The sequence below is a fragment of the Streptomyces sp. NPDC058576 genome, from assembly GCF_042718715.1.
Lineage (GTDB): Bacteria > Actinomycetota > Actinomycetes > Streptomycetales > Streptomycetaceae > Streptomyces.
Map to the genome: position 1 here is coordinate 1 of NZ_JBHXPF010000046.1, position 16,599 is coordinate 16,599.

Genomic DNA, 16,599 nt, shown 5'->3' on the forward strand with positions numbered 1-16,599 from the left:
CACCACCGGTGCCGTCCGTCGCGGCCGTGACCGGGCCGATCGGTGGACGATCCGCGTCGTCCGGCAGTCGACCGCCTGGCGATCCAGCGCCGTCCGGCAGCCGACCCGCGCATGCTCAGCGGGCCGCCGTGCGACGCAGCGCCTCCACCGCACCGCCGCCCGACCGGGTCGGAGTGGTCAGGTGGTCGGCGACGGCGTCGGCCAGGAGCGAGGGCTCCGACAGCGAACTGGGCCGCCGCCCGCCCCTCCCCTCACCGAGCACCTGCCAGCCCCCGCGGGTGAGCGTGATGTAGGCGCCGCAGCGCAGGCCGTGCAGGGTGCAGGCGTCCCGGAGGCCCCACATCCACGCGCCGTCCTCCTCGGTCCACCGTTCGTCGCCGTCACGGCAGTAGAGAAGTACGGCCGTACGGACCGGAGTACGGCGGCGCAGGTCGTGCGGGATGACCCGCCGCAGTTGCGCCAGCAGGGCGTTGCGGAACTCCCAGCCGTCCGCCGCCACCGACGCCCGGCGGGCGAACGAGGCGCTCGCCGTGAGCCGTTCCTCATGATCGAGGACCGCGACCACGGCGGTGGCCGGAGTCGGCCGGTGGCGGGAGTGCAGCCCGCTGACGACCTCCCGGGGACTGCGGAGCAGGGGTATGCCCGCCGAGGCCCACTCCGCTGGTTCGAGCATCCGGGCAAGGCGGTTGTCGGAGTCTGCGGAAACCGAGGACGCCGCTGTCGAAGTGGCTGTGGACGGGGCGAATCCGAAGGTCACGGTCCTCCCTTCGCTACGCGCCCACGGTGCGGGCAGGGTCGAGTGAGGGCGCGCCGCGACACAGCCCTTCCGGGCCCGATGAGGAACTGTGCGGGGGCAGCTCCAATTCTCCCTGGCCTACCGGCAAGCGGCAACGAGCAATTGCTGTGGCTGACGGGAATCAGCCGGAATGACACTGATATCCCTGCCCAGACCCACCCTGGATGACTCCCTCTGTCACCCCTGAACCGCGAGGACCAGCGGAAACACTCCCTCTGCTCCGGCCCGTCGCAGCAGGCGCCCCGCCACGGCCAGGGTCCAGCCGGTGTCCGACAGGTCGTCCACCAGCAGAACGGGGCCGCCCGCGGCCGCCAACACCGCCGCCGGTTCCGGCTCCACGACCAGGCTCTCGTGCAACGCCCGCACCCGCTGCGCGCTGTTGGTCTGGGACATCCGCACCTCCTCGGAGCCCGGCGCGTAGGAGACCGTTCCGAGCAGCGGCATCCGGCCGATCTCGGAGATGCGCCGGCCGAGCGACTCGACCAGTTGCGGCCTGCGGCGCGAGGCGATAGTCACCACGCCGACCGGCCGCGGAGCCGCGTCCGCCGCCCCGGAGGCCCAACCGCCCGGCCCTTTCGCCCAGTCGGCGAGGACGGTGACCACGGCGTCCGTGACATCGTCGGGCACCGGTCCGTCCGGGGCCTGCGCCGCGAGCATGGGGCGCAGCCGGTTGCCCCAGCCGATGTCGGAGAGCCGGCCGAGCGCCCGTCCGGTGAAGGACAGTTCGCCCGCGGGGATACGCCCCTTGAGATCGATCCCCACGGCGGGCAGGCCGGTGGGCCACATCTTGCGGGGCTCCACCTCGACACCGGGCCGGCCCAGCTCGGTGCGCGCTCCGTCCAGGGCGGCGGTGGAGACCTTGTCGTCGAAGCGGGAGCCCGCGCAGTTGTCGCAGCGACCGCAGGGCGCGGCCTCCTCGTCGTCCAGGCGCAGCCGCAGGAACTCCATCCGGCACGCCGTCGTCGAGGCGTAGTCGCGCATGGCCTGCTGCTCGGCCTCCCGCTGGCGGGCGACCCAGGCGTAGCGCTCGGCGTCGTAGACCCAAGGGGAGCCCGTGGAGATCCAGCCGCCCTTGACGCGCTTCACCGCACCGTCGACGTCCAGCACCTTGAGCATCGTCTCCAGCCGGGTCCGGCGCAGATCGACCAGGGGCTCCAGAGCGGGGAGCGACAGGGGCCGCTCCGCGTGCGCCAGAACGTCCAGGGTGCGCCGCACCTGCTCCTCGGGAGGGAAGGCGACGGAGGCGAAGTACTGCCAGATCGCCTCGTCCTCCTTCCCGGGCAGCAGCAGCACCTCGGCGTGCTCCACTCCGCGCCCCGCACGCCCGACCTGCTGGTAGTAGGCGATGGGGGAGGAGGGCGAGCCCAGGTGCACGACGAAGCCGAGGTCGGGCTTGTCGAACCCCATGCCCAGCGCGGACGTGGCGACCAGGGCCTTGACCCGGTTGGCCAGCAGATCGTCCTCGGCCTGCTGCCGGTCGGCGTTCTCGGTCCGCCCGGTGTACGAGGCCACCGGGTGCCCGTTCTGGCGCAGATAGGCGGTGACCTCCTCGGCCGCCGCCACCGTCAGCGTATAGATGATCCCGGAGCCGGGAAGCTCGCCGAGATGGTCGCCCAGCCAGGCCAGCCGGTGCGCCGCCCCCGGCAGTCGCAGCACGCTCAGGCTCAGGCTCTCCCGGTCCAGCGGCCCGCGCAGGACCAGCGCGTCCGTGCCGGCGCCGGTGCCCAACTGCTCCGCGACGTCCGCCGTCACGCGGGCGTTGGCCGTGGCGGTGGTGGCGAGCACCGGGACGCCGGTCGGCAGATCGGCGAGCATCGTCCGCAGCCGCCGGTAGTCGGGCCGGAAGTCGTGGCCCCAGTCGGAGATGCAGTGGGCCTCGTCGACCACCAGGAGCCCGGTCGCCGCAGCCAGCTTCGGCAGCACCTGGTCGCGGAAGTCGGGGTTGTTGAGCCGCTCGGGGCTCACCAGCAGGACGTCGACCTCGCCGGCCGCCACCTCGGCCTGGACGCTCTCCCACTCCTCCGTGTTGGACGAATTGATCGTGCGGGCGCTGATCCCGGCCCGTGCCGCCGCCGCGACCTGGTTGCGCATCAGCGCCAGCAGCGGTGAGACGATCACGGTCGGGCCGCTGCCCTGCGCGCGGAGCAGCGACGTCGCCACGAAGTAGACGGCGGACTTGCCCCAGCCGGTGCGCTGCACGACCAGGGCTCTGCGCTTGTCGGCGACGAGCGCTTCGATGGCCACCCACTGGTCCTCGCGCAGCACGGCCGTACCGGTGGCATCGCCCACCAGGCGGGCGAGGACGGAATCGGCCGAAGCCCTGAGCGCTGCACGATCTGCGTTGGTCATGCCCCCATGCAACCCGATGACTACGACAAACCGCGAACGACGACGCGAGCCTGTGGATAACGTTATCCACAGGGGTCGCGGGATGCGCCGGGCTACGGGACCGTCGAGCCATGAACAAGCACCACGAATCCACCGGCCCCGCCGGGGAGCAGCAGATCACCCTGCGCGGCCCCGCCGAGCTCGCCGACGCCCTGCCGTATCTCATGGGCTTCTATCCCAACGACAGCGTCGTGATGGTCGCCCTGCACGGCGGCCGGGGACGGTTCGGCGGCCGGCTCCGCCTCGGAATTCCGCAGGCGCCCGGAGAATGGGGGCCGGTCGCCGATCAGCTGGCGGAGTGCCTGGTCTCGGGGAGCGAGCGTCGTGAAGGGCGGCCCGACGCGATCGTGCTCTTCCTCTGCCAGGACTCGCCGGACGGCGCGGGCGGCCGGCAGACCATGGAGCGGCTCAGGCCGTTCGCGCAGCGTCTGCGCACGGCGTGCGGAGCGCTCGACGTTCCCGTCCTCGAAGCCCTCTGCATCTCCGACGGCCGCTACTGGTCCTACTGCTGTCCCGACCCCCGCTGCTGCCCCGACCAGGGAAATCCCCTGGCCATGCCCGGCACCACGGTGATGGCCGCGGCCGCCACCTACGCGGGCGTCCACGTCCGGGGCACGCTGCGCGACATGGAAGCGCGGCTCCAACCCCTACGGACACCGGCAGCCGTGAGGGCGCAGGAGAAGGCCCTGGACAGGGTCGGACCGGCGCTGCTGCCGAGGCTTCTCGACGAGCGGGCCAGGCGGGAGGTCGCGGCGGAGACCCTCCGGCTGGCGCGCACGCTCATGGACCGCATCGAGGAGGCACAGCCCGCGCCGCCCGCGCTCTCGGACGCCGGGGACGACCAGTTGATCGACTCCGACGAGGCCGCCGCCGTCATCCTCGGGCTCCAGGACCGCGAGACCCGGGACAGGGCCGCCGCCTGGATGGAAGGGCCGGAAGCCCAAGCGGCCCTGCGGCTGTGGCGGACGCTGGCACGGCGCTGCGTCGGACCGTTCGGGGAGCACGCCGCGGCTCCGCTCACCCTGGCGGGCTGGGTCTCCTGGTCCACCGGCGACGAGCCGGGCGCGCGGGTCGCCCTGGCCCTGGCGCTGCGCGCCGATCCTGACTACACGTTCGCCCAACTGCTGCACCGGGCCTGCAACGAAGGGCTCGATCCGGAGGCCCTGCGCCGTTGCCTGCGCGAGGCGATCGACGACGACGCGGGCACCGGCGCCGAAGCCGCGGAGGCGGAGACCGCAGGGGACCGGGGCGCCGCCCCCCTGCACGTCCGCAAGGTCCGCCCGCTGCCCGACGGGCGCCGACGGCGAGCGCGCGCTTCCCGGCCTCCGGGCGCCGAGCGCGGGAAGGCGTCCCCCGGCTCGCCCCGTCCCCGTACCCCGGTGCCCGGGCGGCGGACGCGCGACGCCCGCCGGTACGGCCGACGCGGCAGCAGGACGCGCCGATGACCCGGGCGCGCGCCGAGGAGCCGGCCGAGGGACCGGCGAAGGCCGCTCGGCCGCCCGGTCCAGAAGGGACGCGGTTCCACTGACCGCCCGCTCCAACCCGACCGCTGCGTCCTGCGCCACGACGCGTCCCGAACCGTGAGAGACGGACTGATCACGAGCATGCTGAAGGGAGTGTTTATCGTCAGGCAGACGACTATGATCGCGGCATGCCGCCCTACGACCCGTCGACCTTCCCGCCCTTCGCAGTCACCGTCGACCTGGTCGTGCTCACGGTGCGCCGTCACGCGCTCTGCGCGCTGGTCGTCCGCCGCGGAGAGACCCCGTTCCAGGGCCGATGGGCGCTGCCCGGAGGTTTCGTCAGGCTGGACGAGGACCTGGAGTCCGCGGCAGCGCGGGAACTGGTCGAGGAGACCGGCCTCTGCGCGCACGATCCGGCGAAACCGACCGCCGGCAACGGCGCACATCTGGAGCAGCTGGCCACGTACGGCGATCCGGCACGCGATCCCCGGATGCGCGTGGTCAGCGTCGCCCACCTCGCCCTCGCACCGGACCTTCCCGCGCCCCGGGCGGGCGGCGATGCCAACAGTGCGCGCTGGGCGCCGGTCGAGGACCTGCTGCACCCCGGCACCGGGCGGGAGGGCGAGCAGGCGGCTCCGCTGGCCTTCGACCACGCGCGGATCCTGGCCGACGGGGTGGAGCGCGCCCGCTCCAAGATCGAATACTCCTCCCTGGCCACGGCGTTCTGCCCGCCGGAGTTCACGGTCGGCGAGCTGCGCCGGGTGTACGAAGCGGTGTGGGGCGTGGTCCTCGATCCCCGCAACTTCCACCGCAAGGTCACCGGAACGCCCGGATTCCTGGTGCCTTCCGGCGGGACGACCACGCGGCAGGGCGGCCGGCCGGCGCAGCTGTTCCGGGCCGGGGCGGCCACGGTGCTCAATCCGCCGATGCTGCGACCCGAGGTCTGAGTCACCGGGCGTTCCACCGCGATGGCCCCGCGGAACGCCTGTCGGCCTGCCCCTGCACCAAAAGTCTGAAATGTCGCGTTATGTTGCTGCCGTACCCCCTTGCCGCCGAGCGGTCTCACCTTCCGCGAGAGACGCGAGAGAAGCGATGCTCCAGGCCATCGGACTCACCAGCACCCCCCGTCGCGACGCTCCGCCCGCCGTGAACGATCTGACCTTCGAGGCTCCTCCCGGCCGTGTCACGGCCCTGCTGGGCGCCCCCCGCTCGGGCAAGACCACGGCCCTGCGGCTGATGCTCGAACTGGACGCCGGTCGGGGCGTCGCCTACTTCCGGGGGCGGCCACTCCACCGCATCGCCCACCCGGCACGGGAAGTGGGCGTACTGCTCGGCGACGTACCGGGGCATCCCTCCCGGACCGCCCGAGGTCAGCTCCGTATGCTCTGCGCGGCCGCGGGCGTGCCCGCCACCCGGGCCGACGAGGTGCTGGAGGTCGTCGGTCTCGCCGGGCTCGGAGACCAGCGCCTGGGCACCCTCTCGGTGGGCATGGACCGTCGGCTCGGCCTCGCCTCCGCCCTCCTCGGAGACCCGCACACCCTGATCCTGGACGAACCGGCGGAGGGGCTGTCCCCGCGGGAGAACAGCTGGCTGTACGGGCTGCTCCGTGCGCACGCGGCCCAGGGCGGCACCGTCCTCTACGCCACCGACGACCCCAAGGAGGCGGCCCGCAGCGCCGATCGCGTCGTCACCATCGGCGGCGGGCGCCTCGTCGCCGACCAGGACGTCGCCGACTTCGCCCGCACCCGGCTCCGGGCCCGGGTCGCCGTCCGCACCCCGCACGCGGCCCGGCTGGCGGCTGTGGTCAGCCGGGAGTCCCGAGCCGCCCGGCGCTCCGTCGAGGTGGTCGAGGAGGCGAGTGGCCGGCTGACGGTGTACGGCAGCAGTTGCGCGGAGATCGGCGACACCGCGTACCGGCACGGCGTCCCCGTGCACCAGCTCGCCGACGAGATCGGCGACACCGGACCCGCCACCCCGGCGGAGGCCGGGGCCGGGGAGCGCGGCGATTCGGCCGCCGCCCTGTCCGAGCTGCCGCCCCCGATCCGGGTGCGTCCCGCGCGCGGTCCCCTGCGCCCCCTCCGGTACGAACTGCGACGCTCGCTCGGCGTCAGGACGACGACCCTGATCATGGCGGCCGTTCTCTTGGTGTCCGCCGTGGTGTCCGTCCTGCTCGCCCGTACCGACGGCACCGCCCTTCCCCGCGTGCTCGCCGCCTGGCCCGCTCTGCTGCCTCTCCCGCCCGCCGCGCTCGGTGCGGGCCTGCTCGGTGCGCTGTCCTTCGGGGACGAGTTCCGTTATCCCGCGCTCGCCGCCGCTCGCGGCACCGTGCCCCGGCGGCTGGGGCTGCTGCTGGCCAAGCTCACCGTGACCGCGAGCTTCGCCCTGTTGCTCGCGGGCCTCGCCGTGGTGGGCGGGGCGCAGAGCCTCCGGCTCGTGTACGGACCGGACTTGATCGAGATCCCTTCGAACGTCATCGCGCTGAGCGTGAGTTGGGCGGGGCTGACGGTCGGCTGCGCCTGGGCGGGACTGCTGGCCGCCGGCGTCTTCCGGGTGGCCGGGGCGGGCATCGCCGCGGTGCTGGCCGTACCCGTGCTCATCGTTCCGCTGGTGCGGAAGATCTTCGCGGTGCCGTCCGCGCGTTCGGTCGCCGGGCTCCCGGGCCGACTGCGCGAACTGGCCGGGTGGCAGCTGCCGCAGGAGGCGGACCACTGGGTCCTGGCCGTCGCGCGGGTGGTGGCACAGCCCGTCGGGACCGCACTCGCCCTGTCGTTGTCAGCCCTGATCTGCGCGTATCTGTTCACCAGCCTTCGCGGAAAGGCACGTTGGTGATCGCCGCCGCCCCGCTTCGAGGGAAGGGGCCCGCAACTCCCTGAGAAATGAGTGGTTTGTGCGGATATGGCGTCAATTGCGGAGCGAGCGCCGATCACCCTTTCGTGTGCTTTTCACCAAAGACCTCAAGGGGTGGGCGAGCCGCGCCGACAAAGGATGCGTGAGTACCCTTGCGCACACCATGATGACCGCCGCCCGCACCGCCGACTCCGGCCTGGCCGGCTCGGGCGAACTCGACCGCTACCCCTATACGGAGGCGCCGGCCGGCGAGCGTGCCGCCACCCGTGCCTGGGGCGGTACCGATTCCGAGCTGGGACGGGCGAGCCGACGGGGGTCGGCCAGTCGGGGGCGCGGTCTGCACGGCCAACTCGTCCAGCAGCTGGGCCAGATGATCGTTTCCGGTGACCTCGGCGCGGACCGCCCCCTCGTTCCCGAGGAGATCGGCCAGCGGTTCGAGGTCTCCCGCACCGTCGTACGCGAATCCCTGCGTGTCCTCGAAGCCAAGGGGCTGGTCAGCGCGCGCCCCAATGTGGGTACGAGGGTCCGCCCGGTCAGCGACTGGAACCTGCTGGACCCCGACATCATCGAATGGCGGGCCTTCGGTCCGCAGCGCGACGACCAGCGTCGTGAGCTGGCCGAGCTCCGCTGGACCATCGAACCGCTCGCGGCCCGCCTCGCGGCCGGGCACGGCCGGGACGACATCCAGCAGCGGCTCGGCGACATGGTGGAGATCATGGGGCACGCGATGGGGCAGGGCGACGCGATCACCTTCTCCCGCGCCGACGCGGAGTTCCACGCCCTGCTCATCCAGGCCGCCGGCAACCGGATGCTCGAACACCTCTCCGGCATCGTCTCGGCCGCCCTCCATGTCTCCGGTGGTCCCGTCACCGGTTGTGACCGTCCCGGCGAGACCTCGCTCGCCCACCACGCGCGCATCGCCGACGCCCTGGCGTCGGGCGACGCCGGGGCCGCCGAGACGGCCATGCGTCAACTGCTCGTCGTCCACCCCGACGTCGAGCGGGTGGTCCCCGCGCCGCGCGAGCACTGACCGGGCGGATGCCGGGGTGCGCGGGCCCGATGCCGCCGGGCCGCACGGGCCCGGCGGCACAATGGAGGGGGATACAACTTTTGGTCCCGTTCGTCGCGAATGAGGTGTGACTCGGGCCACGCGGATTGGCCGTAACACTCCTCGAAGCAGCGCGATGACCTAAGAGGTGAGCGCAGCGGAAGGAATACAGCAGCCCTTGGGTGCGCTGTTTCAGTTCTGAGGCCAAACCCGCGCCGTCGACGACATCCCCAGTCGGCGGTCGTCGGTTCCAGCCCTCTCCAGGGCGGGGCCGGAAGCCGTTTCCATCGTTCCGAGAGGTTGTTCGTGTCGGCCAGCACATCCCGTACGCTCCCGCCGGAGATCGCCGAGTCCGAGTCTGTGATGGCGCTCATCGAGCGGGGAAAGGCTGATGGGCAGATCGCCGGCGATGACGTGCGTCGGGCCTTCGAGGCTGACCAGATTCCGCCAACCCAGTGGAAGAACGTTCTGCGCAGCCTCAACCAGATCCTCGAGGAAGAGGGTGTGACGCTGATGGTCAGTGCCGCGGAGTCGCCGAAGCGCGCCCGCAAGAGCGTCGCAGCGAAGAGCCCGGTCAAGCGCACCGCCACCAAGACCGTCGCGGCGAAGACCACCGTGACCAGGACCGTCGCGGCCACCCCCGCCCCGGCGGTCGAGAGTGCGGACGCGGTGGCCGACGACGCCGTCGCGGCCGCTCCCGCCAAGAAGGCAGCGGCCAAGAAGACCGCCGCCAAGAAGACCGCCGCGAAGAAGACGGCGGCCAAGAAGACCGCCACGAAGAAGTCCGGCAAGCAGGACGACGAGATCCTCGACGGCGACGAGCCGGTCGAGGAGGTCAAGGCCGGCAAGGGTGAGGAAGAGGAGGGCGAGGGCGAGAACAAGGGCTTCGTCCTCTCCGACGACGACGAGGACGACGCACCTGCCCAGCAGGTCGCCGTCGCCGGCGCGACCGCCGACCCGGTCAAGGACTACCTGAAGCAGATCGGCAAGGTTCCCCTCCTCAACGCCGAGCAGGAGGTCGAGCTCGCCAAGCGCATCGAGGCCGGTCTCTTCGCCGAGGACAAGCTGGCGAACGCCGACAAGCTCGCACCGAAGCTCAAGCGCGAGCTGGAGATCATCGCCGAGGACGGCCGACGGGCCAAGAACCACCTCCTGGAGGCCAACCTCCGCCTGGTGGTCTCCCTGGCCAAGCGCTACACCGGCCGCGGCATGCTCTTCCTGGACCTGATCCAGGAGGGCAACCTCGGTCTGATCCGCGCGGTCGAGAAGTTCGACTACACCAAGGGCTACAAGTTCTCCACGTACGCCACCTGGTGGATCCGTCAGGCGATCACCCGCGCGATGGCCGACCAGGCCCGCACCATCCGTATCCCGGTGCACATGGTCGAGGTCATCAACAAGCTCGCGCGTGTACAGCGTCAGATGCTCCAGGACCTGGGCCGCGAGCCCACCCCGGAGGAGCTGGCCAAGGAACTCGACATGACCCCCGAGAAGGTCATCGAGGTCCAGAAGTACGGTCGCGAGCCGATCTCGCTGCACACCCCGCTCGGTGAGGACGGCGACAGCGAGTTCGGCGACCTGATCGAGGACTCCGAGGCCGTCGTCCCGGCGGACGCGGTCAGCTTCACGCTCCTCCAGGAGCAGCTCCACTCGGTGCTCGACACGCTCTCCGAGCGTGAGGCCGGCGTGGTCTCGATGCGCTTCGGTCTCACCGACGGTCAGCCGAAGACGCTCGACGAGATCGGCAAGGTCTACGGGGTGACGCGTGAGCGCATCCGTCAGATCGAGTCGAAGACGATGTCGAAGCTTCGTCACCCGTCGCGCTCCCAGGTGCTGCGCGACTATCTCGACTAGATCGCCGAAGTCCGGATCGCTGAATACCGGATCGCGGAAGTTTCACCGGCCGAGGGCCCGGAACCCCCAGGGGATCCGGGCCCTCCGGCGTGTCCTCGGGGGCGGACGCGGACCGGCTGGATCACGCTGGGTGAAACGTTTATCGCCTCAGCGTCAGGAGCCTCCATGCCCCGTCCCGTCGTCCGTGCCCTGACCGGGGTGCTCGCCCTGACCGCCGCCGCGGCCGTGCTGCCCCTCGCCGCGCCCTCCGCCGCGGTCGCGGACAGCATCGTCGTCGGCGGACAGCCCGCCCCCGTGGCGGACAGCCCCTGGGCCGTGGCGCTCTCCAGCCGGGACCGGTTCGGAGGGGCGCGCTCGGGGCAGTTCTGCGGTGGCGTGGCCGTGGCGCCCACGAAGATCCTGACGGCCGCCCACTGTCTGAGTGACGAGGCGCTCGGCGGACCGGCGAAGCGGGTGAAGGACCTGCTGGTCATCGCCGGCCGCGAACGGCTGAGCGATTCCGGCGGCCGGGAGATCCCGGTCCGGTCCATCTGGGTGAACCCGGCGTACGACCCCGTCTCCAACGCCGGCGACCTCGCGGTGCTGACCCTGTCCCGCGCCCTGCCGAAGGGGGGGACCATCCCGATGGCCAGGGGAGGGGACGCCGCCTACCGGGCCGGGACCGCCGCGGACGTCTACGGGTGGGGCGACACCACGGGAAGCGGCACCTACGCCTCCGTGCTGCGCTCCGCGCGGATCCAGGTCCTGCCGGACAGCGACTGCGCGCGGGCCTACCCGGGCGGCAGGGAAGGTACGTACAGGGCCTCGGCGATGCTCTGTGCGGGCGATCCGGCCGGCGGGCGGGATGCGTGCCAGGGCGACAGCGGCGGGCCGCTGGTCGCCCGTGGGCGGGTCATCGGCCTGGTGTCCTGGGGCAGCGGCTGCGGGCGCCCGGGCAGCCCAGGGGTGTACACACGGGTGTCCGCCGCCCTGGGATGGGCCGAGGGCCGCGTCTGAGCGAGGCCGGGGCTGCGCGCGTGCCCACGCGAGCCCGGCGGCCGCGGACGAGAACGGGCGGCTCCCCCCGGTGGGGGAGCCGCCCGTCGGCCGGTCCTGGACCGGCCCTTGGCTCGTCGTGGATGCGAGGTGTCAGTGTTGGTCCTCGTCGGCAGCAGCCGTCTGCACGGCGGTGAGCCGATCCGTCTCATCCTGTATTTCCGCGGCGATCTTCTTGAGTTCCGGCTCGAACTTGCGCCCGTGGTGGGCACAGAAGAGCAGTTCACCGCCGCTGATCAGGACGACGCGCAGATAGGCCTGGGCGCCGCAACGGTCACAGCGGTCTGCTGCGGTCAGCGGGCTCGCGGGGGTCAGAACAGTAGTCACGTCGCCTCTTCTCTAGCTCGACGAGCTGTCGTACCAGGGTCAACATCCAACCAGGCCGAAAACGTTCCCGCTCGTGGCTTTTCTTCGAAACTTCTTCTCGGTGTGGCTGTCTGTTGCCGGTTGGCGGCGAATGTGCCGTATGCGGAGCGCTACGGTTTCGCATTGCTTGTCTTAGGGGTGTGTCCCGCCGGCCGGCTTGCCGGTTTGTTCATGAGGACGTGCCCGGAGCCTAAATGGTTCATGCGTCGAAGGGAACGTGATGTGCACGTCACTCCATCGAATGATCGAACATCCATGCGAGCCCGGATGAAGCTCGACTAGCATGAGGATTCCCCGAGGGTGGCGTTACAACCGCTCTACCAGGCCTCTGTAGGCTCTCAGCGGCAACCGAAGTCCGGCCCCCCTACCCACAGGGCCCCAGATGAAATTCAGCGAGGAGCGAACCCGCGTGACCGCCGAAACGTCCGTGCCGTCCACCGCGATGCTGGCCGCGGCCGGCGGCGACCGGGACAGCTCCAACTACACCGCGCGGCACCTTCTCGTCCTCGAAGGACTGGAGGCGGTCCGCAAGCGCCCCGGCATGTACATCGGGTCCACCGACAGCCGCGGCCTGATGCACTGCCTCTGGGAGATCATCGACAACTCCGTCGACGAGGCCCTCGGCGGCTACTGCGACCAGATCGAGGTCATCCTCCACGACGACGCCTCCGTGGAGGTCCGGGACAACGGCCGTGGCATCCCGGTCGACGTCGAGCCCAAGACGGGCCTCTCCGGCATCGAGGTCGTCATGACCAAGCTGCACGCCGGAGGCAAGTTCGGCGGCGGCTCCTACGCTGCCTCGGGCGGCCTCCACGGCGTCGGCGCCTCCGTCGTCAACGCCCTCTCCGCCCGCCTGGACGTCGAGGTCGACCGGAACAGCGCGACCCACTCCATCAGCTTCCGGCGCGGTGTCCCCGGCATGTTCACCGAGCAGGGGCCGGACAGCCCCTTCGACCCGGCCAACGGCCTGCGCAAGGGCAAGCGCGTCCCCAAGACCCGTACCGGTACCCGGGTGCGGTACTGGGCGGACCGGCAGATCTTCCTGAAGGACGCCAAGCTCAACCTGGACACGCTCTACCAGCGGGCCCGCCAGACGGCCTTCCTCGTCCCCGGCCTCACGATCATCGTCCGCGACGAGCGGGGGCTGGACGGCGAGGGCAAGACCGAGGAGACGTTCCGCTTCGACGGCGGCATCAGCGAGTTCTGCGAGTACCTGGCCCAGGACAAGGCCGTGTGCGACGTCCAGCGCCTCAGCGGCACGGGCACCTTCAAGGAGACCGTGCCCGTCCTCGACGACCGCGGCCACATGACCGCCACCGAGGTCACCCGCGAGCTGGCCGTCGACATCGCCCTGCGCTGGGGCACCGGCTACGACACGACCGTACGGTCGTTCGTGAACATCATCGCCACCCCCAAGGGCGGCACCCACGTCAGCGGCTTCGAGCGCTCCCTGACCAGGACCGTGAACGAGGCGCTCCGTTCCGCCAAGATGCTCCGGGTCGCCGAGGACGACGTCGTCAAGGACGACGCCCTGGAAGGCCTCACCGCCGTCGTCACCGTACGGCTCGCCGAGCCGCAGTTCGAGGGGCAGACCAAGGAGGTGCTCGGCACCTCGGCGGCCAACCGGATCGTCGCCAATGTGGTCGCCAAGGAGCTCAAGGCCTTCCTGACCTCGACGAAGCGGGACGCCAAGGCCCAGGCCAGGGCGGTGCTGGAGAAGGCCGTGGCCGCCGCCCGCACCCGGATCGCGGCCCGCCAGCACAAGGACGCCCAGCGCCGCAAGACGGCGCTGGAGTCCTCCTCCCTGCCCGCCAAGCTGGCCGACTGCCGCAGCGACGACGTCGACCGCAGCGAGTTGTTCATCGTCGAGGGCGACTCGGCGCTCGGCACCGCCAAGCTGGCCCGGAACAGCGAGTTCCAGGCGTTGCTGCCGATCCGCGGCAAGATCCTCAACGTTCAGAAGTCTTCCGTCTCCGACATGCTGAAGAACGCCGAGTGCGGCGCGATCATCCAGGTCATAGGAGCCGGGTCCGGGCGGACCTTCGACATCGACGCCGCGCGCTACGGGAAGATCGTCCTGCTGGTGGACGCCGATGTCGACGGCGCCCACATCCGCTGCCTGCTGCTGACCCTCTTCCAGCGCTACATGCGCCCGATGGTCGAGGCGGGGCGGGTCTTCGCCGCGGTTCCGCCGCTGCACCGGATCGAGCTGGTCCAGCCCAAGAAGGGCCAGGACAAGTACGTCTACACCTACTCCGACAGCGAGCTGCGCCAGACCCTCCTGGAGTTCCAGCGCAAGAACGTCCGGATCAAGGAGTCCATCCAGCGCTACAAGGGCCTGGGCGAGATGGACGCCGATCAGCTGGCCGAGACGACGATGGACCCGCGCCACCGCACGCTGCGGCGCATCAACATCGGCGACCTGGAATCCTCCGAGCAGGTCTTCGACCTGCTGATGGGCAACGAGGTCGCGCCCCGCAAGGAGTTCATCACCAGCTCCGCGGCCACCCTGGACCGCTCACGCATCGACGCCTGATCCCGGGCCCCCGCGCGGCCCCCGCTCCGGTCCCACCGGAGCGGGGGCCGCGTACGTTGCGCGGGGTTCGCGCAGCCGTCCGGGACTTCTGTCACCTGAAGGGGTGAAGTCGGGCGAATGACGCGCCCGGGATCCTCCCGAACCGCCCATGGTTGGCCGTGCGGCCGAAAAGGTCCGCGGATCAGGGGAGTTGTTCGGTGGAGAAGGAAGCAGGGCCGGAGACCGCGGGAGTGCGGCTCGACGACCCGTGGGACGACGTGCCGGTCTCCGGCTGGGGCGACCAGGACGGTACGGGAGGCGCCGCGACCCTCGACGCGTCCGGGGCGGCGGGGCCGGACCCCGCACCCGGCGCGGCCGAGATCTATCTGGAAGTGCACCGCAGCGACGCCTTCCGCGAAGTGCGCCGCCGCTACCGCCGCTTCGTGGCTCCCGCCGCCCTCGCCTTCCTCCTCTGGTATCTCGCCTACGTCGTCGCCGCGACCACCGCGCCCGAGCTGATGGCCCGCCCGGTCGCCGGAGCGGTCAATGTCGCGATGGTGGCGGGGCTCGGCCAGTTCCTCACCACGTTCCTGCTCACCTGGGCGTACGCCCGGCACGCGCGGCTGCGCAGGGACCGGGCGGCGCTCGATCTGCGCTGGGACACCCAGGAGATGACGAGAGGGCTCGGACGGTGAAAGGCGACCACCAGACCCTCGCCCTGCTGCTGTTCAGCGCGTTCATCGCGGTGACGCTCTTCATCACCACCTGGGTCGGCCGCAACCGGCAGGGCTCCGCCGAGGAGTTCTACGCCGGCGGACGCCTCTTCTCGCCCATGGAGAACGGATTCGCCATCGCCGGCGACTACATGTCGGCGGCCTCCTTCCTCGGGATCTCCGGGCTGATCGCGCTCTTCGGCTACGACGGCATGCTCTATTCCGTCGGCTTCCTGGTCGCCTGGCTGGTCGTCCTGCTGCTCGTCGCCGAACTCGTCCGCAACTGCGGCCGGTTCACGCTGGCCGACGTGGTCGCCGCGCGGATGGCGGAGCGCCCGGTGCGCACCGCGGTCGGCACCTCGTCCGTCACCGTGTGCGTGCTCTACCTGGTCGCCCAGATGGTCGGCGCGGGCAGCCTCGTGGCCCTGCTGCTCGGCGGTACGAGCGATGCCGCCCGGTCCTGGACCGTCGTCGGCGTCGGCGCGCTCATGGTGATCTACGTGTCCTTCGGCGGCATGCGCGCCACCACCTGGATCCAGATCGTCAAGGCCGTCCTGCTGATGGCCGGGGCCGTCGCGCTCACCGTGCTCGTCCTGGTCCACTTCCACGGCAACGTCAACGACCTGCTCAACGCCGCCGCCGAACGCAGCGGCCACGGCAAGGACTTCCTCGCCCCCGGCCTGCGCTACGGCGGGGACTGGACCTCACGCTTCGACTTCATCAGCCTGGGCGTGGCCCTGGTCCTCGGCACCGCGGGGCTGCCGCACATCCTGTCGCGCTTCTACACCGTGCCCACCGCCCGCGCCGCGCGCCGCTCGGTCGTCTGGTCCATCGGCCTGATCGGCAGCTTCTACCTGATGACGATCGTGCTCGGGTTCGGCGCCGCCGCCCTCGTCGGCTCCGCCGAGGTCCGCGCCTCGAACGCGGCGGGCAACACCGCGGTCCCGCTGCTGGCGCTCAACCTGGGCGGCGGCGAGGGGTCCACCGGTGGAACGATTCTCTTCGCCGTGGTCGCCGCCATCGCCTTCGCCACCATCCTGGCCGTCGTCGCGGGCATCACGCTCGCCTCGTCCGCGTCGGTCGCCCACGACCTCTACGCCTCGCTCCGCCGCCCCGGCCGCAAGAAGTACGGCGAGGTCGCCGTGGCGCGTACGGCCGCCGCCGGGATCGGTGTGGTCGCGATCGGCCTCGGGCTGCTGGCCCAGGACCTCAACGTCGCCTTCCTGGTGGGCCTCGCCTTCGCCGTCGCCGCGTCGGCGAACCTCCCGGCCCTGCTCTACTCGCTGTTCTGGCGCAACTTCACCACCCGGGGCGCGGTCTGGGCGGTGTACGGAGGCCTGATTCCGGCGGTCGTCCTGGTGCTGGTCTCGCCCGTCGTCTCGGGCAGCCCCACGTCCCTGTTCCCCGGCGTCGACTTCCAGCTCTTCCCCCTGGAGAACCCGGGCCTGGTCTCGATCCCCCTCGGCTTCCTGGCCGGCTGGATCGGTACGGTCACCTCAACCGAGCCGCCCGACGAGGCCAAGCACGCCGAGGTCGAGGTGCGGGCGCTGACAGGGGCCGGGGCGGCCTAGGGG

General features: G+C 71.5%; 12 protein-coding genes. 9 read left to right on the plus strand and 3 right to left on the minus strand.

The window, feature by feature from the left end:
* Positions 1 to 115 precede the first annotated feature (115 nt).
* Complete coding sequence (locus ACFWRV_RS26800) at positions 116 to 757, minus strand: hypothetical protein (protein ID WP_384338292.1); 642 nt, start codon at positions 755 to 757, stop codon at positions 116 to 118.
* Positions 758 to 973: 216 nt separating this feature from the next.
* Entirely contained in the window at positions 974 to 3,145 is a 2,172-nt protein-coding gene (locus tag ACFWRV_RS26805) for a RecQ family ATP-dependent DNA helicase (protein ID WP_384338293.1), read from the minus strand.
* Between the two features lie 110 nt (positions 3,146 to 3,255).
* On the opposite strand from ACFWRV_RS26805, the gene ACFWRV_RS26810 reads away from it, so the two are divergent.
* The 6 genes from ACFWRV_RS26810 to ACFWRV_RS26835 all read left to right on the plus strand — a co-directional run bounded on the left by ACFWRV_RS26810 (position 3,256) and on the right by ACFWRV_RS26835 (position 11,392).
* A complete protein-coding gene (locus ACFWRV_RS26810) occupies positions 3,256 to 4,629 on the plus strand; it encodes a DUF4192 domain-containing protein (RefSeq protein WP_384338294.1) in 1,374 nt (457 codons plus the stop codon).
* A gap of 206 nt (positions 4,630 to 4,835) precedes the next feature.
* Complete coding sequence (locus ACFWRV_RS26815; protein ID WP_384338295.1) at positions 4,836 to 5,594, plus strand: NUDIX domain-containing protein; 759 nt, start codon at positions 4,836 to 4,838, stop codon at positions 5,592 to 5,594.
* 145 nt (positions 5,595 to 5,739) lie between these two features.
* Complete coding sequence (locus ACFWRV_RS26820) at positions 5,740 to 7,476, plus strand: ATP-binding cassette domain-containing protein (protein ID WP_384338296.1); 1,737 nt, start codon at positions 5,740 to 5,742, stop codon at positions 7,474 to 7,476.
* Between the two features lie 181 nt (positions 7,477 to 7,657).
* The gene (locus ACFWRV_RS26825; RefSeq protein ID WP_384338337.1) at positions 7,658 to 8,524 is read left to right on the plus strand and encodes a FadR/GntR family transcriptional regulator; all 867 of its coding nucleotides are present in this window, start codon (positions 7,658 to 7,660) and stop codon (positions 8,522 to 8,524) included.
* A gap of 324 nt (positions 8,525 to 8,848) precedes the next feature.
* Positions 8,849 to 10,396 carry an RNA polymerase sigma factor gene (locus ACFWRV_RS26830; protein ID WP_384338297.1) on the plus strand — a complete coding sequence of 516 codons (1,548 nt, stop codon included), beginning with the start codon at positions 8,849 to 8,851 and terminating at the stop codon, positions 10,394 to 10,396.
* Positions 10,397 to 10,561: 165 nt separating this feature from the next.
* Positions 10,562 to 11,392 (plus strand): S1 family peptidase, encoded by an 831-nt coding sequence (locus ACFWRV_RS26835; RefSeq protein WP_384338298.1) that lies wholly within the window; start codon positions 10,562 to 10,564, stop codon positions 11,390 to 11,392.
* 132 nt (positions 11,393 to 11,524) lie between these two features.
* On the opposite strand, the gene ACFWRV_RS26840 is transcribed toward ACFWRV_RS26835, so the two are convergent.
* The gene (locus ACFWRV_RS26840) at positions 11,525 to 11,758 is read right to left on the minus strand and encodes a hypothetical protein (protein WP_006128079.1); all 234 of its coding nucleotides are present in this window, start codon (positions 11,756 to 11,758) and stop codon (positions 11,525 to 11,527) included.
* 448 nt (positions 11,759 to 12,206) lie between these two features.
* Between ACFWRV_RS26840 and ACFWRV_RS26845 the strand changes: the two genes are divergently transcribed.
* The 3 genes from ACFWRV_RS26845 to ACFWRV_RS26855 all read left to right on the plus strand — a co-directional run bounded on the left by ACFWRV_RS26845 (position 12,207) and on the right by ACFWRV_RS26855 (position 16,596).
* Complete coding sequence (locus ACFWRV_RS26845; RefSeq protein ID WP_384338299.1) at positions 12,207 to 14,333, plus strand: type IIA DNA topoisomerase subunit B; 2,127 nt, start codon at positions 12,207 to 12,209, stop codon at positions 14,331 to 14,333.
* 197 nt (positions 14,334 to 14,530) lie between these two features.
* Positions 14,531 to 15,007 carry a DUF485 domain-containing protein gene (locus ACFWRV_RS26850; RefSeq protein ID WP_384338300.1) on the plus strand — a complete coding sequence of 159 codons (477 nt, stop codon included), beginning with the start codon at positions 14,531 to 14,533 and terminating at the stop codon, positions 15,005 to 15,007.
* Entirely contained in the window at positions 15,004 to 16,596 is a 1,593-nt protein-coding gene (locus ACFWRV_RS26855) for a cation acetate symporter (RefSeq protein ID WP_384338301.1), read from the plus strand. Before ACFWRV_RS26850 ends, ACFWRV_RS26855 begins: the two co-directional genes overlap by 4 nt.
* Positions 16,597 to 16,599: the final 3 nt, after the last annotated feature.